At 46.2% G+C, this 21313-nt stretch carries 21 protein-coding genes; 16 read left to right on the plus strand and 5 right to left on the minus strand.

Annotated features, from left to right (window positions below):
* Positions 1-290 precede the first annotated feature (290 nt).
* Entirely contained in the window at positions 291-992 is a 702-nt protein-coding gene (gene rpe / locus QUA56_RS25355; RefSeq protein WP_333302745.1) for a ribulose-phosphate 3-epimerase, read from the minus strand.
* Between the two features lie 385 nt (positions 993-1377).
* Here rpe and QUA56_RS25360 point away from each other — a divergent pair, with 385 nt between their 5' ends.
* The 3 genes from QUA56_RS25360 to QUA56_RS25370 all read left to right on the plus strand — a co-directional run bounded on the left by QUA56_RS25360 (position 1378) and on the right by QUA56_RS25370 (position 4161).
* Positions 1378-1752, plus strand: coding sequence for a hypothetical protein (locus QUA56_RS25360; RefSeq protein ID WP_333363442.1), 375 nt, complete (start codon positions 1378-1380; stop codon positions 1750-1752).
* Positions 1753-1856: 104 nt separating this feature from the next.
* Positions 1857-3272, plus strand: coding sequence for an LCP family protein (locus tag QUA56_RS25365; RefSeq protein WP_333363387.1), 1416 nt, complete (start codon positions 1857-1859; stop codon positions 3270-3272).
* A 460-nt stretch (positions 3273-3732) separates the two neighbouring features.
* Entirely contained in the window at positions 3733-4161 is a 429-nt protein-coding gene (locus tag QUA56_RS25370) for a DUF202 domain-containing protein (RefSeq protein WP_333363390.1), read from the plus strand.
* A 56-nt stretch (positions 4162-4217) separates the two neighbouring features.
* Here QUA56_RS25370 and QUA56_RS25375 read toward each other — a convergent pair whose 3' ends face one another.
* Together QUA56_RS25375 and QUA56_RS25380 are read right to left on the minus strand one after the other, a co-directional pair.
* Entirely contained in the window at positions 4218-5804 is a 1587-nt protein-coding gene (locus QUA56_RS25375) for an ATP-binding protein (RefSeq protein WP_333363393.1), read from the minus strand.
* Entirely contained in the window at positions 5801-6484 is a 684-nt protein-coding gene (locus QUA56_RS25380; protein WP_333363397.1) for a response regulator transcription factor, read from the minus strand. Before QUA56_RS25380 ends, QUA56_RS25375 begins: the two co-directional genes overlap by 4 nt.
* Before the next feature lie 140 nt (positions 6485-6624).
* Here QUA56_RS25380 and QUA56_RS25385 point away from each other — a divergent pair, with 140 nt between their 5' ends.
* Positions 6625-7227, plus strand: coding sequence for a hypothetical protein (locus QUA56_RS25385; RefSeq protein WP_333363400.1), 603 nt, complete (start codon positions 6625-6627; stop codon positions 7225-7227).
* 158 nt (positions 7228-7385) lie between these two features.
* Positions 7386-8339, plus strand: a complete 954-nt coding sequence (locus QUA56_RS25390) for a M10 family metallopeptidase C-terminal domain-containing protein (protein WP_333363403.1) — start codon at positions 7386-7388, stop codon at positions 8337-8339.
* A gap of 158 nt (positions 8340-8497) precedes the next feature.
* Here the strand turns inward: QUA56_RS25390 and QUA56_RS25395 are convergent, their stop codons facing one another.
* A complete protein-coding gene (locus tag QUA56_RS25395) occupies positions 8498-9403 on the minus strand; it encodes an alpha/beta fold hydrolase (protein WP_333363406.1) in 906 nt (301 codons plus the stop codon).
* A gap of 176 nt (positions 9404-9579) precedes the next feature.
* On the opposite strand from QUA56_RS25395, the gene speB reads away from it, so the two are divergent.
* The 6 genes from speB (at position 9580) to msrB (ending at position 14789) form a co-directional block, all read left to right on the plus strand.
* A complete protein-coding gene (speB, locus tag QUA56_RS25400; RefSeq protein ID WP_333363410.1) occupies positions 9580-10506 on the plus strand; it encodes an agmatinase in 927 nt (308 codons plus the stop codon).
* 138 nt (positions 10507-10644) lie between these two features.
* Entirely contained in the window at positions 10645-11202 is a 558-nt protein-coding gene (locus tag QUA56_RS25405; protein WP_333363413.1) for a thioredoxin family protein, read from the plus strand.
* Between the two features lie 60 nt (positions 11203-11262).
* Entirely contained in the window at positions 11263-11400 is a 138-nt protein-coding gene (locus tag QUA56_RS25410) for a hypothetical protein (RefSeq protein WP_333363416.1), read from the plus strand.
* Between the two features lie 19 nt (positions 11401-11419).
* Positions 11420-12220 (plus strand): molybdate ABC transporter substrate-binding protein, encoded by an 801-nt coding sequence (modA, locus tag QUA56_RS25415; protein ID WP_333363419.1) that lies wholly within the window; start codon positions 11420-11422, stop codon positions 12218-12220.
* A gap of 308 nt (positions 12221-12528) precedes the next feature.
* Positions 12529-14346 (plus strand): molybdate ABC transporter permease subunit, encoded by a 1818-nt coding sequence (modB, locus tag QUA56_RS25420; protein ID WP_333363421.1) that lies wholly within the window; start codon positions 12529-12531, stop codon positions 14344-14346.
* A gap of 44 nt (positions 14347-14390) precedes the next feature.
* Positions 14391-14789, plus strand: a complete 399-nt coding sequence (msrB, locus tag QUA56_RS25425) for a peptide-methionine (R)-S-oxide reductase MsrB (RefSeq protein ID WP_333363423.1) — start codon at positions 14391-14393, stop codon at positions 14787-14789.
* Positions 14790-14820: 31 nt separating this feature from the next.
* Here msrB and QUA56_RS25430 read toward each other — a convergent pair whose 3' ends face one another.
* Entirely contained in the window at positions 14821-15012 is a 192-nt protein-coding gene (locus tag QUA56_RS25430; protein ID WP_333363425.1) for a hypothetical protein, read from the minus strand.
* Between QUA56_RS25430 and pyrH the strand changes: the two genes are divergently transcribed.
* The 5 genes from pyrH (at position 15011) to QUA56_RS25455 (ending at position 21295) form a co-directional block, all read left to right on the plus strand.
* Entirely contained in the window at positions 15011-15739 is a 729-nt protein-coding gene (gene pyrH / locus QUA56_RS25435) for a UMP kinase (protein ID WP_333363426.1), read from the plus strand. The genes QUA56_RS25430 and pyrH overlap by 2 nt on opposite strands.
* Positions 15726-16274 carry a ribosome recycling factor gene (gene frr, locus QUA56_RS25440; protein ID WP_333363428.1) on the plus strand — a complete coding sequence of 183 codons (549 nt, stop codon included), beginning with the start codon at positions 15726-15728 and terminating at the stop codon, positions 16272-16274. Before pyrH ends, frr begins: the two co-directional genes overlap by 14 nt.
* 107 nt (positions 16275-16381) lie before the next feature.
* The gene (locus QUA56_RS25445; RefSeq protein WP_333363430.1) at positions 16382-16801 is read left to right on the plus strand and encodes an FAD-dependent oxidoreductase; all 420 of its coding nucleotides are present in this window, start codon (positions 16382-16384) and stop codon (positions 16799-16801) included.
* A gap of 635 nt (positions 16802-17436) precedes the next feature.
* A complete protein-coding gene (locus QUA56_RS25450; protein ID WP_333363432.1) occupies positions 17437-17889 on the plus strand; it encodes an NADAR family protein in 453 nt (150 codons plus the stop codon).
* A 379-nt stretch (positions 17890-18268) separates the two neighbouring features.
* Positions 18269-21295, plus strand: coding sequence for a GAF domain-containing protein (locus tag QUA56_RS25455; RefSeq protein ID WP_333363433.1), 3027 nt, complete (start codon positions 18269-18271; stop codon positions 21293-21295).
* Positions 21296-21313: the final 18 nt, after the last annotated feature.

A 21313-nucleotide genomic window follows, 5' to 3' on the forward strand; every position in this document is an offset into this window, starting at 1 on the left:
AGAAATTATTGGTTATTAGCTTTTCCATTTTTGACCTAGCTATATTATACAGCAGGTTGACCAATGACCAATAACAAATCACCAATAACAAATAACAACTGTCAACTGTTTGCTGTTTGCTGTTTGCTGTTTGCTGTCAACTGTCAACTGTCAACTGCTATACATTCGCTTCTCTATCGGAAAAAAAATGGAAGAATTTGCTCTTCCATTTTTAAATAAGGATTATTCGTCCTGACTTCAAACCACTTTTATTATTATTGGTAATTCACCGGACTCGATCGCATTTTCAACTAAACCGCCGCCAACTCGGGAGTCGGGCGCTTGCTGTGGCGGATACCCTCGATCGCGCCTGCGTAATCGTTCGCCTTAAACACAGCAGAACCAGCGACGATCGCATTTGCGCCCGCTTCCAGCACCTGCCAAGTATTGTTCCCCTTCAAACCGCCATCCACCTCAATCCAAGGATCGAGGCCCTTGTCGTCGCACATTTTACGCAACTGGCGAATTTTCGGCAAAACAGCCGGGATAAAACTTTGACCGCCAAAGCCGGGATTGACGCTCATAATCAGCACTAAATCGCAAAGTTCCAGCACGTACTCGATCAACTCCAAAGGCGTTGAAGGATTCAGAACCACACCAGCCATTTTGCCCAATTCCCGAATTTGGCCGAGGGTGCGGTGCAAGTGAGGCGAAGCATTATGTTCGGCGTGAACCGAAATAATGTCAGCACCAGCCTTAGCGAAGTCCTCGACGTACTTCTCGGGCTCCACAATCATCAAGTGGACATCGATCACCTTGGTCGTAACGGGGCGAATTGCCTCAACAATCAGCGGCCCGATAGTAATATTAGGAACAAAGCGACCGTCCATCACATCTACGTGAATCCAGTCAGCCCCTGCTCGATCGACAGCCTGAATCTCTTCTCCAAGACGGCTAAAATCGGCTGATAATATGGATGGAGCAATAACGATTGATTTTTGGGATTGGGTCATGGCTAAGTCTGTTCTCCTGTCTCCTGTGCTGTATCCAGTTTATCAAAATACGGGTCTCCGGGTCGAAAAGTTGCCAACGATCGGTCGCGGAATCTGGATCGCCGAAAAATTTTGCCTCTGACAGACAAGTTTGGCGATCGCACCAGCCCTGAAGAAAGGAATTTTGTTTTAGGATATTAATTTTCCCTCTAACAAATAACTTTTGTGCAAAATCTGACCGAAAGCATCCAGGATACAAGCTCCCAAATTCATCCGTCCAGAAATAAAAAACCTGTATCCGATAAACAAGCGCCCGAATTTATCCGTGGGGTCAATGCTTCAATCTAAAATCTAAAATCTAAAATCTAAAATCGATTGACCTTCTGCAAATGTTGAGTAGCGAATGATGAAAAATACAGAGCCCTTAGAAAATCCTGAACTCGATCGTGCAAGTCTGTTTGTATTAATGATCCCAGTCATCGGCTTTTTCCCCGCCCTGTGGAATCTTTACCGCCGTCAGGGCAGCCCCGAACGCCAAGCCGTCAGCCGCTTGGCAATTGCCCTTGCTTTTAGTTGGCTCTTAGGACATATTCTTTTAGAAGCGGGAGCGATTTCTGCGGAATCTCCGACACTTCCCATGTTATTAATGAGTAGCCTGCTGACAACCAGCTATTTCATCGTTGCTCTGGGACTGATGGTTCGCCTCTGGAAGCGTCAACCGCTATGGTTGCCCGGAATTAGCCGCGTAGCGGAGCAAGTGGTGGGCAAACATTTATCATAATTTAGGGCTCTTTTGAACCCTTACCGTATTGATTGATTGCGTCTTCAGCTTGATACTACATATTGCCATTATCTTTTTTATTTTTGTTGTGTGTGAGGAAGCCTGTGCCAGCTCAAAAAATTCCTAATCAAGACCCTATCCAACAATCAACTGCTCAACCTTCAACCAAAAAAGCTTCCCAGCCCCATCGAGGCCGCTGGCTGGGTTTTGGTTTTGGTTTGGCTGGAGTAGCCATGCTCTCAGCCACAGCCGGAGCGTTGCTAGCAGTGTCCCTTTCCACAACGCCGCTTCAGCAACAAAAGTTGAGTCCTGAAGAAGCAGCAGTATTTTCTCAAGGCGACATGGCAAAGCTCAGCATGAAGATGCCGGAGCTGACTCGCCCAGTTAATATTTTAGTTTTAGGACTTAAAGTTCTCAGCTCAGACCTCGACGGCCATCCCGATAAGGAGCTTGGATACGATGTCTGGCAAAACTCTTTCAAGGGGTTAACCGATACGATGCTGTTGGTTAGGTTTGACCCTCAAAATAAAAAGTTAAGCGTGCTTTCCATTCCGCGAGACACCCGCACCTATGTTGAAGGTAGGGGTGTGGTGAAAATCAACGAAGCTAATTACTACGGCGGCCCGGCTTCGTCAGCGAAGTCAGTCAGCGGACTCTTGGGCGGTGTGGGAATTGACCGCTATGTCACGGTCAATATTCAAGGCATCAAAAGTTTGGTAGATGCACTTGGCGGCATTACAATTAATGTCCCTAAAGACATGAAGTATACCGATGAAAGCCAGCATTTATATATAAATTTAAAGGCTGGCAAACAGAAACTCAACGGCGAACAAATCGTGCAATATTTACTTTACCGGCACGACGATTTGGGCGATATCGGGCGGGTGCAGCGCCAGCAATTGTTGATGCGGGCTTTTGTGGAACAGGAAGTAAATGTAGGTTTGCTGTCTCGGCTACCGAAGATTTTGTCGGTGATTCAGTCTCACCTTGACACAAATTTGAGTATAGAAGAATTGGTGGCTTTGGCTGGTTTTGCGACTCAAACCGATCGCGCCAGCGTGCAGATGTTGATGGTTCCCGGCAAGTTCAGCGATCCCAAGGACTATAAGGCAAGTTTTTGGTTGCCAGACCAAAGTGCGATCGAAACTCTGGTGGCAGAACATTTTGACTTCGGTCAGAATAGTTGGACAATTGAGAATGCTGATGCGACTTTTCTGAAGGTGGCGATTCAAGATAGTACCGGAGATGAATCTGCTGTTGAAGATTTTGTCAATACTCTGACTCAAGCCGGTTATCGAAATGTTCAGGTTTACAAGGATTGGCCAGAACCGCTGGAGGTAACTACTCTAGTAGCTCAAGATGGGGATATTAAAAGTGCTCAAGCCATTCGCCAGTCTTTGGGTTTTGGGGATGTGCTGGTTGAGAGTACGGGTGCTTTGCAATCGGATGTGACAATCAGATTGGGCAAGGATTGGTTGCAGAAAAAGGCTCAGTCAGGCGGGGCGGCTAAGTCTTTTTAAACTGGGTTTTAACCGCAGTATTTGTAGGGACACAGCATTGCTGTGTCCTCTTCTGTGTCCTCTTCTTTTGTGTTGGTAGAGATGGGGGCGATCGCTTTTTTGTCGATTTACTGATACTATATTTTTTGGTAATGATGAATCGCGATCGCCATACCGATAAGCTGTTCGGCATTTAAAAGACGATTGTAAGGTGCGTCAGTAAAGAAGCGTTTCCCATGTAAGCGGAGCGTGTTCTAGCTGACGCACCCTACCTGGATCGTTAGTGGTTTAAATGCTCCACAGCTTAAGCTGTCGCGCATTTAAATTGTATATTCAGGGCGGGCGAGACGCCCACCCCACAAGAGTTTAATTGTTTTTTGACAGACAATTTAAATACAGAACAGCTTACTTCCCTCCGCAATCTCAACTGAAACAATAATCAACGAGGGAAAGCTTAAGATATTTTATAAAGGTAGGGTTGATGAACAAGGGTGCTAAAATAGACCGACAGCGGGAACATCAGGCAAATGAACGCACGTTTCTTGCATGGTTGCGAACTTCAATCGGTTTAATTGGTTTTGGGTTGGCGATCGCTCGGTTCAGTTTATTTCTCCATCAATTTCAAGCTACAGTGACTCAGCAAGAAGTTTCCTCCCCTCCCTTCTTCAACTCGGAAACTTTAGGGCTGAGTCTGGTCGTTTTTGGAATTGCGGTCATTGCCTTAGCAGCATGGCGTTATAATCGAGTTTTCTGGCAAATTGAGCGAGGTGATTATCGCCCAAATCGCGTGCTAGTTTGGATTATGACTGGAGTTGTAATGATTTTAGGAACGTTAACCATTCCGTTGTTGCTGTGGCGAGATCGCGGAAATATAGCTCCCACTTCAACTCCTAAAAACTCTCAATTCTAAGTTAACCCGATCGCTGAGCTAAAGTGAAAATAACCGCAACCATATCATTGATCGGGTTAATCGCGATCGCCCACAGGTAAACTCAGTATAAACCCTGTTTGACCAAGTATGGCAGCATCTAGTTGAATATCGCCGCCGTGAGCCCGTGCGATTTCCCTTGCTAAACTTAGCCCCAATCCCGATCCTTCGATTTTTTGGATCTGAGTGGAGTCGCCGCGATGGAAGCGCTCGAAAATACGATCGCGCTCCCTCAAAGAAATATCTTGAGAGCTATTGACAATTTTGACAATTACTCTTTTTTCCTGACAGTTAGCCTGTAACCTCAGCCAACCCTTCGGTAAATTATATTTAATCGCATTACCCACCAGATTTTGCAAAACCTGCACCAGCAAATCGCGATCGCCCTTGATATATAAATTAGGAGCAATTGTCATTTGCACGTCTAAATGCGGTGCTAGCAGTTCCATATCTTCGGCAATTTCCGATAGCAAAGCCGACATATTTACCTCAACCGAATTTAAGTTCATGCGTCCGGCATCGGCTAGAGAAAGTAAGAGAAGTTTACGGGTAATTTCACTCAAACGGCGCACTTCATCTAATAAATTACTCAGGGTTTGCTGTACCTCAGAACCCGATTCAACTTGATGCAAAGCCCGTTCTAGTTGGCCTTGCAAAATTGCCAGCGGTGTCTTCAGTTCATGAGCAGCATCTCCACTAAAACGAGAAGCTTGTTTAAAACTTCGCTCCAGACGTTCTAACATCTGATTGAACACAAAAATTAATTGTACAAACTCTATATCCGTTGAACCAACAGGGACGCGGCGATCTAGCCCTTGTACGGTAACATTGCGAATAGCCATCGTGAGTCGCCCAATGGGATACAGAATACTCCGCGATATCAACCACGCTCCACCTGCTACGAATAACAGCACTGCGGGAATAGAAATTAGAAAGATATTGCCAATCGATGCCATTTCCCGATCGATCGCTTGTAAGTTAACAGCGATCGCTATTTGAGTTTGAGGAGAATGAATCGCGCCCACACGCCAAACAGCTTTGCTAGTACGCTGGGTTGCTAGCTTAGCCTGGAAAACTTGAGGAAAATTCGGTCGATCGAATTGAGGAGGCCGATCGGGCGGGGGTCTTCTTTCTCTCGGTGAAAATGAATCGATTCGATCGGGAGGCGGTCGATCGGGAGGTGGTGGATAGAGTGAATGCGGTGGATGGGGAGGTGGTGGATAGAGTGAATTTGGTGGAGGGGGAGGTTCTAATTGAAAAGGTATTCTGGCAGGATCGGGAGGGGGTTGGGGCAGCGATCGCCATAATGAATTAGCATCAAGTCCATCTTGCCACTGGCTCGATCGGTAGAGCAAATTACCATCTCTATCAGTCACCAGCAAAGCCGCGGTTGTTTCCCCATCATTCATGCCCAAAACTGATGGCAAAGAATTACTATAAACATCCCATTGCGTCGATTGCGGGCGGGTAGATTGGATTAACTGATTCTTGATTTCAGCATCAAGACGCTTGACCTTAGCATCGTAAATCAACCACCACGAAACAATACTAAAGCCAATCAGAGCAACACTTGCCAGAACAGCAGATAATAGAGTAATCCGAAAGCGAAAAGATTGCAGTTTCACGATGGGGAATCTGGTTTGCGAAACCGATAGCCAACGCCCCGCACGCTCTCAACCCATCCCGTACCGCCGATCGGTTCAATTTTCTTGCGAATGCGTTGAATACATACATCTACCACATTCGTATTCGGATTAAAATCATAACCCCAAATATGTTCGAGGATTTGGGTGCGGGTGAGTACCCTACCGGGCGATCGCATCAGATATTCCAACAGATTAAACTCGCGGGTTGTAAGTTCTACTGCATGGCGATCGCAAGTAACTTCTCGCAAAATGCGATCGAGCTTAACTGGGCCAACGCTCAGAATATTTTGGCGATCGCCCGAAGCACGCCGCACTACAGCATAAATCCGAGCAACTAACTCCTCAACAAAAAACGGTTTAGCTAAATAGTCATCAGCACCGAGATGCAATCCTTCAATGCGATCGTCTAATTCATTGCGGGCCGTTAATAAAATCACGGGTACGTTGCGTCCAGCCTTTCGCAGGTGTTTGAGAATAGATAATCCATCTTTTCCCGGCAATACAATATCCAGGACGATCGCATCGTACTCATTATCCATCGCCCGATCGTAGCCATCATTGCCATTATCGCAATAATCCACCACAAAGCCTTGTTCTTTCAAGCCCATACAAACAAAATTGGCGATTTTTTCTTCATCTTCAACGTATAGAACATTCATAGATTTACTTATTCGGTTGTGATTATACCGCCATCAGGCATTTACTTAAATTACAAAACTGTAATCTATTCGCAGTGTTCCCGGTCATGTTTGGGGAGTTTGATGTAGCTATAAACATTTTTGGATTCGCGATCGTAAATATGATGAAAATTGCTTCACTGCTAGCGTTACCTGCTACAGCCTTGCTGCTGGGATTTAGCAGCTTGACTTTTCCCGATCGGACTACAGCTAGTTCTAACTCATATGTTGCACCATTCTCAAGAACGGGCAAGATGCCCGTTCCACAAGAAAATTTACTCTTTGCGGAACAGGCATCTTGCCTGTTGCCTTCCAGAACGGGCGAGATGCCCGTTCCACAAGAAAATTTACTCTTTGTGGAACAGGCATCTTGCCTGTTGCTGACAGAGGTGAAATATCTCAGTTCTAATACTCTACTCGCCCAGAGCCAACCCGAACCCAGTCAAGCGCCCAGACATCCGCCCCGTATAGATTTTGCCGCTGCTGCCAAACAATTAGGAGTCACCGAAGCCCAGTTAATCGAAGCATTGGGGCTACCCGCCAAACCGCCCGAACCGCCAACTGAAAATAATCGCCCGCCCGAACCGCCGCCCCCTCCTCGTTTAGATATTCCCGGTGCAGCGAAAAAGTTGGGAGTCACCGAAGCAGACTTGATTAAAACTTTGGGCATTCCACCGCGCCCACCGGGCGATCGTAATTTACCTCAAAATTCGGAAAAACCCTAATTTCTCCAGATTACAAAACTGTAATCCTAGGACAGGGGTAAATGTCATATTCAACCAACTTAATGATTGTAGAGACTAACTCAAAGGCCGATCGAGAATTCACTCCTTTAGCCTGAAAGCTTCTTCAAACTTAGAAAACTAATCCGGGTAATTACATCATGCCAGCACCATTTCCTAATTCAATCAATGCACCGGGCAACCAACCACCTCAAAATCAAGGGACAGCGGGCAACCAACCACCTCAAAATCAAGGCGCAGCGGGCAACCAACCACCTCAAAATCAAGGCGCACAACTTACCAATTCTGCTCTACCTCCCCAAAATCAAACTCCACCCTCTGTGCCAGCTAACAGTATTAGCACCACAGCAGGAAACGACAATATTACCGGAGATAGTTTAGATAACTTCATTCTAGGTAGTAGCGGCACTGATAGCATAATTGGAGGATTAGGCACGGACACAATTAGCTATCTTTCCCTTACCAGCAGCATTAGCCTTGAGGCGAAAGGTATTGTAGATAAAGGCGCAGCAGGTACAGATACCCTGCAAAATATAGAACAAATAATTGCTCCTTTAGGACAGAGTAATACCATCGATGCTTCTACAGGTAGCGGCACAGCTTCTATTAATGTGGATTTGTCGCAAAATCGTTTGGCGGTTAACAATCTACCCGGTATCGGCACTCTGAATTTTACGGTAGAGAATTTCGTTAACGTCACAGGTACTCCGAATGTAGATGTCCTTACCGGAAACATCCAAAACAATTTTTTAGTAGGAGGAGATGGTAACGATACACTCTCAGGTTTGCGCGGCAATGATACCCTGATTGGAGTCAATCCATCAAGTGCTGCACCGGGAAGCAATGAAACGGATGTGCTGATTGGCGGTCGGGGTAGAGATGTTTTTGTGCTCGGTGATGCGACCAAGACATACTATAGTGGAACAGGAGTTGCATTGATTCAAGATTTTCAGCAGGGAATCGATCGCATTCAGTTACGCGGGAGTCTTTCCAACTACAATATAGTTGGTAACTCCATCAATTTGGCTGGTACATCTGACCAAATAGCTGTCATTCAAGGCGCGTTTACTCCTGATAGTTTCCTGTTTGTTTGAACTATCAAGTTTTAACTGGTTAACTGGTTCCCCGGCTCCAGCCGGGAACCCATATCTAGAGGCTCTGCCTCGCTTGGGAAGGAAATGGAGGCAGAGCCTCCCGATCGGCGTTACCAGGCTCCAGCCTGGTAACGAGTAAAACCAAAGGAGCAAAAGCACTAATTTTCTGTAAATACCGATCGCCCTTTAATCCAATCGAGTAAAATAGGATTGACCAATTCCGGCGCTTCATCTTGGGGACAATGACCGACGCCTTCCAGCGCAATAAACTTTTCAACAGCCGGAAACTTTGCCAATTCTCGCCCCAATGCGATCGGTTCCCAAGGGTCGTCCGTACCCCACAAAATCAAAGCCGGACAGCTCAAACGCGGCAACAAATCCTCCGGTAGCGGCCCTTGAGAATAACTGATAAAAGCCACAAATACTTCGACTGCGCCGCTATCTTTGGCAGGTTCCAGCAGCATATTTACCAGTTCGTCGGTGACAGCTTCGGGACGGTGATAAGCTTGCAAAAGCACTTTTTTTACTGTTTTTGGCGTTGCTAATTGTTTAAAAAATAATTGACTTATCCACTTGACATTTAAAACTTTTTGTGCGATTGGCGCTCCAAAACTGCGATACCAAGGCAATTCGGCGCGTTTGCGATCGTGCAGCAACCGCAAAGAACAATTGAGTAAAATTACACCCGAAGCAATGTCGGGAAAATCCACTGCGGCTTGCATAATTGCCACACAGCCGATCGAATTTCCGACCAAAAAAGCCGGCCCGCCCGCAACTTCCCGACAAAAATCAGCAATTAGCTGTCCCCAAGTTTCAAAAGTATAGTCAATCTCAAGTTTGGGCGCAGGTTTAGCAGAACCGCCAAAACCGATGAGGTCGATCGCGTAACAGCGGCAATCAGCAGCCAATGCCGGCAAATTCTTGCGCCAGTGGCCCCAAGACGCACCGAAACCGTGGACAAACACCACCGCAGGCCCCTGCGAACCCGCAGCCTGGTAGCAAATCGGAAAGCCTTTCCACAGCCAAGTTTGAGGTGCAACAGCAGTTGATGTAGAAGAAGTCATAGGATTTTAGATTTTAGATTGGGCATGGGGCATAGGGCATAGGGCATGGGGCATTGTTAGCTGCTGACTGCTGACTAATGACTAATGACTAATGACTAATGACTACTTTGCAGTTAGAGCCGATATTATGTCAGGATTAAAGATGCTGACTTCTTTGCCTTATTAAAATTTCCCTTATGCCAACGATCGTTTCAACTTCTGTCGTGCCGTTTCTCGGCTCCGAAATTGTACCCGACTACGACACTGCCAAAGTAGTTATCTTACCAATTCCCTACGAGGCAACCACCACTTACCGCCGGGGGTGCGAAAACGGGCCGGCAAAACTTCTAGAAGCATCTCATCAACTCGAGTGCTACGACGAAGAACTAGATTCCGAAGTTTGCTACGATGTCGGAATTTATACAAAAGAGCCGATCGCCGACACTCGCAACAGGCAACCGGTTTCATCTTCAGAAATGCTGCGAGTCACCCAAGCCGCAGTCCACCAGCTAGTTACCGAAAATAAATTTGTCATCTCCCTCGGAGGCGAACACAGCATCACTGCAGGCGTTGTTGAAGGTTATCGCCAAGCATACCCAAACGAACCTTTCACAGTCGTGCAAATCGACGCCCACGGCGACTTGCGCCACGAATACGAAGGCTCGATTCACAACCACGCCTGCGTGATGCGGCGTATTTTAGATATGGGCTTGCCGACACTGCAAATCGGGATTCGCGCTATCTGCAAAGAAGAAGCAGATTTGATTAAAGCAAAACAGCTAAACGTGATTCGAGCTCGCGAAATTGCTAGTCAACCGGATTGGGCCGATCGGGCAATTGCCAGCATCACAACCAAACGAGTATTTTTGACGATCGACTTAGACGGCATCGATCCGACTTTAATTCCAGGGGTTGGCACACCGGAACCGGGCGGGTTAAATTGGTATTCCCTCACCGGATTTTTGCGCCGCGTCTTCGAGTCCTACGAAGTAATCGGGTGTGACATTATGGAATTGGCACCTGTTGTAGATTCTGTAGTCTCAGAATTTACCGCCGCCAAATTAGCATATAAACTTATTGGATATCAAGCTCTGGCTCAAGGTTGGCTAAAGCCAGACGAATGATAAATCGCGAAGTACGAATCAAAATAGGCTGCTGGCCAGGCTAGAATTAAGCTAAAGCAAAAAACCGCCCATTTTATTCGCCGCGTTGACACTTTCATTTTTCATGCTGGCAAATACTGCTCTTCACCTCCTGAAAACATGAGTTTACTAATGGAAACAACCGGTACTCCTATTAACAGCTACGCTCCCGATTTTGAACTGCCGGGAGTTGACGAAGAAGTTCACCATTTATCTCGATATTTAGAAAAATTTCGGGCGATCGGGGTGATATTTATGTGCAATCATTGCCCTTACGTGCAGTTGTATCTCAATCGCTTGAAAGAACTTCAAGCAGATTTTCAAGATCGAGATGTTACTTTAATCGGGATTAATGCTAATGATGCAAACCAGTATCCAGACGACAGTTTTGAGAACATGAAAATTTTTGCAGCCAACAATCAACTCAACTTCCCGTACATCCGAGATGTTGCTCAAGATGTGGCTGAAAGTTTTGGGGCTTCTAAAACGCCGGAGGTTTTTTTGTTAGACCAAGACGGCAAACTGCGCTATAAAGGTTTAATTGACGACAACGCCGACGATTCGGCGGCGGTGCAGGTTTCTTATTTGCGGAGCGCGATCGACCAATTGCTCAACAGCGAACCCGTGGAACCTTCAACTACAGAGGCGATCGGCTGTTCCGTCAAATGGCGATCGTAGTCATTAGTCATTAGTTGAAAGGTGCGTCTGTTGTGAGATTGTTGGTTTGTATCGAAAATAATGGTAACTGACGCACCCTACTTCATTATTATGGTAGGGTGCGTCAGGTTTTACATTCTCAATTTGCACGAAAAGTCAAGTCCTGACGCACCATTTATCGGAAGGTGCTGTAAGTTAGATTTATCGATCGCCCTATGAAAAATTAAAACAAAGCCCTATGAAAATAAAACGCATCCTCAACTTAATTGTAGTAGCCGTCGCGGCACTGACACTACTGATTAGTTGGAACTTATTTCAGAGCGTTTCTCCAGCGACAGCGCAGCAGCGAACTTCTTTAACTGTATCTGCTGCTATCAGTCTGTCGCAAGCTTTAGGGGAAATCAAGACTGTTTATCAAAGCAGCAATCCCAATATTACTATCACTTATAATTTTGGTGCTTCCGGTGCTCTAGAGCAGCAGATTCAGCAAGGAGCTCCGGTAGATGTATTCTTGAGCGCCGCTACCAAACAAATGGATGCTTTGCAGCAAGCTAATTTGCTCCTTAACGAGACGCGGCGCAATTTGCTGACAAATCGCCTGGTTTTGATTACTCCTAAAAACGGCGTAGTTTTGAGCGATTTTAAACAGTTGACAGATGCCAAAATCAAGAAAATTGCGATCGGCGAACCTAAAAGCGTACCTGCGGGACAATACGCTCAGGAAATGCTAACTAAGCTTGGATTGTGGCAGCAACTCCAGCCAAAATTAGTGCTAGGAAATAACGTCCGCCAAGTGCTGACATTTGTCGAAAGCGGTAACGTTGATGCTGGCATAGTCTACACCACAGATGCCAAAGCTTCGGACAAAGTAACTGTGCGACTAACGGCTGCCGAAAATTTGCACTCGCCCATTGTTTATCCGCTGGCAGTTATCAGAAACAGCCGCAATCCCGCTGCGGCTAAAGCGTTTGTTGAGTTTTTGGCGGGCGATCGGGCTAAAATAGTATTTCAGAAATACGGATTTGGTATAGCTAGTTAATTAGTCTCATACAACCAAATTTTGTAGGGGCGGGTTTTACCAACAATATCTAATTCCCGCCAACAATCTATATAAACCCGCCCTCACACAACAGATAACCTTGTGTATTCAAAGAGGTACATTTCGATTTGCCGTTGGGTGGGGGCGGGTTTACGAGATTATTGGTATTAGCCGGAGATTGTTGGTAAAACCCGCCCCTACGAGCGAATCCCAAAATTATACATTTTGATTTATCTGTGTGTGGGGACGGGTTTAGGAAATTATTTGTTTGAAGCAATTATTGTTTGTGAAACCCGTCCTTACGATTTATGGAATTTGATATTTCTCCGCTCTGGATATCTCTAAAATCCTCCGCTATTGCGACATTTATCACCTTTTTCCTGGGAATAGCCGCCGCCCGGTGGATGCTTTCAACTCGCATCAGAGGTAAAGCTTTTATTGAAGGCATTTTCATTTCTCCTTTAGTTTTGCCGCCGACAGTAGTGGGATTTTTGCTGCTGCTACTGTTTGGAAGAAATGGGGCGATCGGTCAATTCTTGCTACAATTCGACTTTACTATAATTTTCACTTGGCAAGCCGCCGCCATTACTGCCACAGTTGTATCCTTTCCCCTCATGTACAAAACTGCTTTGGGAGCTTTTGAGCAAATTGATGCCAATCTTCTCAACGCTGCTCGAACTTTGGGAGCATCGGAGTGGGAGGTTTTTTGGCGGATTATGTTGCCGCTAGCATGGCCGGGAATTTTAGCAGGAACTATTCTCGCATTTGCCCGCGCTTTGGGTGAATTTGGCGCGACGCTGATGTTAGCGGGGAATATTCCCGGACAAACTCAAACTATCCCGATGGCAATTTATTTTGCTGTGGAAGCAGGGGATATGAGGCAAGCTGCTATTTGGGTTTTGATTATTCTTAGTCTTTCTTTGAGCGTGCTAACTGCTGTTAATTTTTGGACTGATTTACAAAGGAGATCGCCCAAACCAAATTCCAGCCAAAGACTGCAATCAAATCTTCCTAAAGTCGCGTCTACTTTTACCACAAAATCCCAACAACAACCGAAAAGCGGACTTTGTTTAAGCATTTTTAAACCTCTCTCCGGCTTTGCCTTGGATGTCGGCTTTGATATCAGCCCGGAAGTCCTAGGAATTTTGGGCGCATCGGGTTCTGGCAAAAGCATGACTCTCCGCTGCCTCGCTGGTTTAGAAACTCCCAGCAGCGGTAAAATTGCAGTCAATGGCAGGGTTTTATTTGACTCACTACAGGGTATTAATGTACCTTCTAAAGACCGCCGCATCGGTTTTTTGTTTCAAAACTATGCTTTATTTCCTCACTTGACTGTGGCTCAAAATATTGCGTTTGGCTTGCAGGATTTATCTGAAAGCGAGCAAAAACTTCGGGTAAAAGAACAGCTAATTTCGGTGCAAATGTCGGGAATGGAAAACTGCTACCCGCAGGAACTTTCGGGGGGTCAACAGCAGCGGGTGGCTTTGGCAAGGGCGATCGCCCCTTCTCCCGATTTGCTGCTGTTAGACGAACCGTTTTCTGCTTTGGATACTCATTTGCGGAGTCAACTGGAACGCGAGTTAATGCAGACTCTGGCTAATTATCGGGGCATTACTTTGTTTGTCAGCCACAATTTAGAGGAAGTTTACCGGGTGTGCAAAAATCTGTTGGTATTGGCCGAGGGAAGGCCGATCGCCTTTGATACGAAAGAGAACATTTTCGATCGCCCTGGCAACTTCACCGTCGCCCAGTTGACGGGCTGCAAGAATTTCTCAGCAGCTAAACCGATCGCGGAAACTCTCGTCGAGGCGATCGACTGGGGCTGTACTCTGACTGTAGTCGAACCAATTCCCAAATCTCTAGTTTTTGTGGGAATTCGAGCTCATCAACTGAGTTTTGTTAGCGGGTGCGATCGCGAAAATACTTTTGCTTGTTGGATCGCCTCAACTGTGGAAACTCCGCACCGGGTGACATTATATCTCAAATTGCACTCGCCTCCCAATGATTCCCAAGATTATCAGTTGCAAGCCGAAGTTTTTAAGGAAAAGTGGAGGGCGATTAAGGACAATCCTTTTCCCTGGTATGTTCATTTCGAGCCAATTAGGTTAATATTAATGGAAGCATGAGTTAACAGCTAACAGCTAATTTCATCTAAATACAACATTAAACCATGACTGACAAAGTTCAAAAAACCGAAGCCGAATGGCAACAGCAACTCACGCCTGAACAGTTTAAAGTCGCCCGAAAAAAGGGAACGGAAAGAGCATTTAGCGGCGAGTATCACGACAACAAAAAGCCCGGAACTTATAAGTGCATTTGCTGCGGTACGGAGCTATTTAAATCAGAAACAAAGTATGATTCCGGTACCGGTTGGCCGAGTTTCTACGCTCCTGTTAGCGAAGAAAATGTCAAGTGCGAGTCGGATAACACCATGTTCATGCGCCGAACAGAGGTACTGTGCGCTGTTTGCGACGCTCATCTGGGCCACGTATTTAACGACGGGCCGAAACCTACCGGTCAGCGTTACTGTATGAATTCTGCTGCTCTTAATTTCGTCCCCAAGGATTGATTCTTTTAGGGGCTGGCTAGAAGCCCAACCCCTACTCCCCACAAAAAATCAATCCGGTTGTGGAACAGGCTTTCGGGCCTGTTCGGCTAGCAGCCCGCCCCGCAACAAACAAATTTTCTTGCAGCACAAGCAGGATGCCTGTTCCGGGCAATTGATGTTCAAAATGCACCCGTGCTGCTATCTTATGGTGGAGGCAAACAGAGTAACAAAATAGTGGCGGCATGGGGATGGTTTATCAGCGGGTTTTGCTGAAGCTCAGCGGTGAAGCGCTGATGGGCAGCTTGGGCTACGGCATCGATCCGGTAGTCGTTCAGTCGATCGCCCAAGAAGTGGCCAAAGTCGTGTCCGAAGGCATTCAAATCGCGATTGTTGTCGGTGGCGGCAACATTTTTCGCGGGGTGAAAGCTGCTTCAGCAGGGATGGATCGGGCAACGGCTGATTATGTGGGCATGATTGCTACGGTGATGAATGCTATCACTTTGCAGGATGCCCTGGAACAAGCAGGAGTGCCAACGAGGGTGCAATCGGCGATCGCCATGCAAGAAGTAGCTGAACCCTACATCCGGCGGCGGGCAATTCGCCACCTAGAAAAAAAACGAGTAGTGATTTTTGGTGCAGGTTCTGGCAACCCTTTTTTTACTACTGATACTACAGCCGCTTTGCGGGCGGCTGAAATTGATGCAGAGGTGATTTTTAAAGCTACTAAGGTAGATGGGGTGTACGATTCTGACCCCCACGTCAACCCCAACGCGCGCAGGTATCAAACCCTCACCTATGCCCACGTCTTAAATCAAGACTTGCGGGTGATGGACAGTACCGCGATCGCCCTTTGCAAAGAAAATAATATTCCTATTATGGTATTTGACCTTTCGGTGTCGGGCAACATCTACCGGGCTGTAATGGGAGAATCTATTGGAACTCTTGTCGGAGGTTTTTGTGAAGTTAGCTGAAGCAGAAGATCATATGCAAAAGGCAGTTGAGGCTACTCAACGGTCTTTTAATACTATTCGGACGGGACGGGCCAACGCCTCCCTCCTCGATCGAGTCATGGTAGATTACTACGGTTCTCCAACTCCGATCAAATCCCTTGCCAACATCGGCACGCCGGATGCGACTACGATCAACATTCAACCGTTCGATCGCACAGCGCTCACCTCGATCGAAAAAGCGATTTCCCTGTCCGATGTAGGACTCGTTCCCAACAACGACGGTTCAGTTATTCGCTTGAACATTCCGCCGCTGACGAGCGACAGACGCCAAGAATTTGTCAAAATGGCCGCGAAGTTTGCTGAAGAAGGTAAAGTTGCAATTCGCAATATCCGCCGCGATGCCGTTGACTCGATTCGCAAGCAGGAAAAAAGCAGCGATATCTCTAAAGATGAATCGCGGGACTTGCAAGATAAAATTCAAAAGCTGACAGACAAGTACATTGCCAAAATAGAAGAAGTTCTGGCAGCGAAAGAGAAAGATATCACGACTGTCTAATTGTCTGTAGTTAATTGTTATTAGTTATTAGTTATTTGTGAGTTGCTCCTCATAACTAATAACTAATAACTCATGACAACAGACAACAGACAACAGACAACAGACAAATGACTAAAATGTTTGATTGCATAATTGTCGGTGGAGGCCCGGCAGGCAGCACAGCAGCTTATCACCTGGCAAAGCAGGGACGTTCTGTTTTGGTAGTAGAAAAAGCATCTTTGCCGCGCAATCAACCTTGTGGCGGCGTTTCTGGGGCGATCGCCCAATGGCTCGATTTTGACCGCACGCCAGTTATTTCTCTGAAAGCTAACAAAATTAGCTACACCTGGAAAATGCAATACCCGGTGGAAGTTGAGATAAATTCGCCAATGTGGATGGTACAGCAAGATGTAGATGTATTTGACGATTTTTTAATTAAACAAGCTCAAAAAACTGGTGCGGAACTTAGAGATTCTACAGAAGTCAAAGGGATTGAGTTTAAAAATTCTGTTTGGGAAGTTATAACTAACTCAGACTGCCATATTTAGCGGATTTAATGCCGCTGAGGCGATCGAGCTCTTGGACGTGCAGGCGACGCTAAGAAGCAGTACACTCAATCGCCCAAAAATGGGGAACTGATTTGGTTTGGGACGATCGCTGGGCTGGGGCATTCTATCAGCTTACAGGATCTGCTTGCAGAGCGGGCGTCAAATTGCCGATCGCTACTCAGTTGACGAGCAAAATTTTATGTGGCGAACTGCGTTATACCGATATCGCTAACCGCGCTCTTAAAAAGCTGATGCCATTTTAGAACGAAGGAAGTTCAGCAACGGATTTAACGGATGGATTTTGAGGGAAGAAGGAAGAAAGAAGAGAGAATATTCTTAAATCCCAATTCCTTATTCTCAATTCCTCATTCCCAATAGCGGTAAGGTGCGACCCTAAGCACTCCAGATAATTAGGTTCTGCATAAATCTTGTAAAGTAAGATGCGACCCTAAGCACTCTAGATAATTAGGTTCTGCGTAAATCTTGTAAAGTAAGGTGCGGTGTGCATGGAATCCTAGATAATTAGGTTCTGCGTAAATCTTGTAAAGTAAGGTGCGCCCCTAAGCGCCCTAGATAATTAGGTTCTGCGTAAATCCTGTAAAATTTAAAATCTAACATCTAAAATCTAAAATCTAATGATAATTTATTTTTATAAAGTAGAGGAGCCTTACGGCTGCTTTTCTAATTTTTCACTACACGAAATTAGTCTGCACGGTCAAGATTGGTTGACTGTGGAACATTACTATCAAGCCCAAAAATTTGTCAGCGCTGATGAAAGATTAGTGGCGGCGATTCGAGCCGTACCAACTCCTCAAGAAGCCGCCAAATTAGGTCGCGATCCGAACCACCGGATTCGCGCTGATTGGGAAACGGTGAAAATTCCCATTATGCGCGAAGCAGTTTTAACTAAGTTTCTCGTTCATACAGACATTCAAGCTATTCTCCTCGCCACAGGGGATCGAGTGATTGTCGAGGATTCCCAAACGGATTACTACTGGGGATGCGGCTGCGACCGAACCGGTCAAAATCATTTGGGTAAAATTTTGATGAGCGTGCGCCAGGAAATTAGTCAGCGTCTTGCCCGCTGATAAAAACTCAAATTCTTTCGTTAACTATCATTCTATGAAGTTATACAAGCAATGTCAAGTTCTTCTCACAATAAATAATTCTCATAGATAGTAAAAGTTTAATATTGCGAGAAATTTATAAGAGGATTAAAATAATAATTATTATTTGCTTAAGTCGCTCTGCCTGTTCAAGGTAAGGAAAATCTGCGATCGCAGATTTTCCTTACCTCAGCGCGCCAAAGCCGATATACCGTCGTCTCTCACCAGTGCGCCACCAATTAATTGTACAGATCGGTTGAGTCAAATGAGTCAAAAACTCAGGCTGATGCTTTTGAATTTGCTCGCGACTACAGCACATCAAAACTTCTTATTATTATTGTATAATTACAAAAGGAGATTTATGAAACTCACAGAAAATACGCAAGAATTACATCATAAACTAGACAGAGAAGTTTTGGTGCGGCGGATAACAGAACGCATCCGCCAATCTCTAGAATTAGAAGATATTTTAACCAGTACGGTAGCAGAAGTGCGGTCTTTTTTGCTAACCGATCGCATTATGATTTACAGGTTTAGTGCCGACGGAAGTGGAGAAGTTGTTGCTGAGTCAATTAATAACAAACGTCTTCCTTCCTTGAAAGGACTGCACTTTCCAGCAGACGACATTCCCGCGCGCGCCCGGGAGATGTATGTCACTATGCGCCAGCGGACAATAATAGATGTTAACTCCGGGACGATCGTCCAGAGTCCTCTCGATGCTGCAGACACCGGTCAACCTTTATTAAATGAAGAGATGCACTACCGATCGCTCGATCCTTGTCACACAGCTTACCTGATGGCAATGGGAGTGCAATCTTCCTTAGTCGTGCCGATTTTGCACCGGAGGAGCGCGTCGCAAAACAGCAACACAGATATCTGCGATGCGGCGACTTGTCTGACTCGATACGAGCCAGGAAACAATCAAAAAATTCACATCGAACTGTGGGGACTTTTAGTGTCTCACCACTGTGCCCCCCTCAATATTTCACCAGCAGATTTAGAAGTAGTTCAGCTCGTATCAGATCAATTGTCTAGCGCGATCGCCCACGCGCTCCTCCTCCAGCAAACCCGCTCTCAAGCCGCCCGGGAAGCTACCGTGAGCCGCATAGCAGCCCTGTTGTACGGTAACGTCAACATTCAACTGCAACAGGGTTTAGAAGCCACCGTCACCGCTTTGGGCGGGAGTGGCGGCCGACTTTATCTCAACCCGTCAAAAATCAAGGGTGAAAAGTTATCGCCTCCCAAAATTGAGCGAGGATTTCCAATTGCTCCTGCCCAAAGTGATGCTACCTTTGAACTGTTCGTCACAGGCGAGCAACCGAGACTTCCCGACTGGGAAAAAGTCAGGGCGATCGAAGCTCATCCGCTCTGGCAGGAATGGCTAATCAAAGGATTGAAAAATACCGCAGAGATTCCCAACTTCCCAATTCCTAATACTTCGGCTACGCTCAGCACAAGTTCCCAATTGCCTGTTTGGATCGTTGCAGACTTATACAAAGAGCCTCTATTTAGAGTTTTAGTTCCTGCTTTTCAAGCTACTCAAATTCGGGGTTTGCTGGTAATTCCCCTCCACTACAAACAACAAGCGGTCGGCTGTTTGACCGTGTTTCGCAATGCAATTGATACCGAAAAAATGTGGGCGGGGCGCTTTGACAGCAGCGCTGCACAAATCCTTCCCAGACAATCCTTTGAAGTCTGGCGAGAAATAAAAAAAGGTCAGTCGCCCGAGTGGAAGTGGGAGGAGATCGAGCAAGCTTTGGCTATAGGCAGCCAATTTTGTTCGGCAATTGGGCAGTACGTTCTTTATAAAGAAGTGCAGGCCCTGAATGCCAACTTGGAGCGCCAAGTTCAAGAACGTACCGCCCAATTGCAAAAATCTTTGGACTTTGCCCAAGTATTGACGCGAGTTAGAGACCAGATTCGCAGCACCTTAGATTTAAAAACTATACTGCAAACTATTGTGCGAGAAGTGAGAGTTTTGCTCGATACCGATCGCACGGTAATTTACCAATTTGCCGCAGGCTCCGAGGGCGAGGTAGTTGTCGAAGCTGTTCGCGGCCAGTGGCAGTCTATTTTAGGTATCAAATTTCCACAAGAATGCTTTACCGAAGGCTCAGACTGCTTTGACAGAGCTGGACGGGTGCGAGCAATTAATGATAGTTATACTGATGATTTAACGCTTTGTCACCGCGAATTTTTGGAAAAAATGCAGGTGAGGGGAAGTTTAATTGTGCCCCTGATCGGCAAAGATTCCCAATTGTGGGGGTTGCTAATTGCCCACGAGTGTTGCGGGCCGAGAGTTTGGCAAACAGCAGAACAGGAATTGCTGCAACATTTAGCTGTTCAAGCTGCGATCGCCATTCACCAAGCAGAACTTTATCAAGAAAGTCTCAATGCAGCAACTGCCGATCGAGCGAAAGCCGAACAGCTAGCTAAAACCCTCACAGAACTGCACAATACCCAAGCCCAACTGATTCAAACCGAGAAAATGTCCAGTCTCGGACAACTGGTGGCGGGCGTCGCCCACGAAATCAATAACCCCGTTAACTTTATCTACGGCAATCTGTCCCACGCCAGCGAATACACCAAAGATTTACTCTGCTTGGTGGAACTCTACCGCCAGCACTACCCGAATCCCAACCCAGAAATTAGCGAGTGCTCCGAAGCGATCGACATCGAATTTCTTGCCGAAGATTTGCCCAAAATTTTGGGTTCCATGACAGTCGGAGTTGAGCGCATCCGCCAATTAGTTGTATCTTTGCGGAATTTTTCCAGGAGCGATCGAGCCGAGAAAAAAGCCGTTGACATTCACGAAGGCATTGAGAGTACCCTGTTAATTTTGCAGCACCGGATCAAAGCCAAGTCCGATCGCTCCACTGTAGAAATCATTAAAGAATACGGCAATTTGCCCTTAGTAGAATGCTATGCCAGCTCGCTCAATCAGGTATTTATGAATCTGATCGGTAATGCCCTTGACGCCCTAGAAATGGGACAAAAAGAGCGAGTTATGAATCTTCCCTTTAAAGCACCAAGTGCAGCGGCGACACATTTAAGCTCCCAAAAACTGGCTGTCGAGTCAGGAGATATAAATGCCAGCACCGAGTGTTTGATTCCTGATTCTCAATCCCCTTGCATTCGGATTCGCACCGAATTGATCGATGAAAAAACCGTAGGAATTTGTATTGCCGACAACGGTCACGGCATCCCCAAAGAGTTAATCTCTCACATATTTAATCCGTTTTTTACTACTAAACCCGTCGGTCGGGGCACGGGTTTAGGACTGTCTATCAGTTATCAAATTGTAGTGGAGAAACACCAAGGCGTACTCAAGTGTCTTTCTCAACCCGGTCAGGGTACTCAGTTCTCGATCGAAATTCCGCTGAATTAGCTAGAACAACCTAAAAAA

The organism is Microcoleus sp. N3A4, assembly GCF_036701805.1.
Classification (GTDB): Bacteria; Cyanobacteriota; Cyanobacteriia; order Cyanobacteriales; family Microcoleaceae; genus Microcoleus.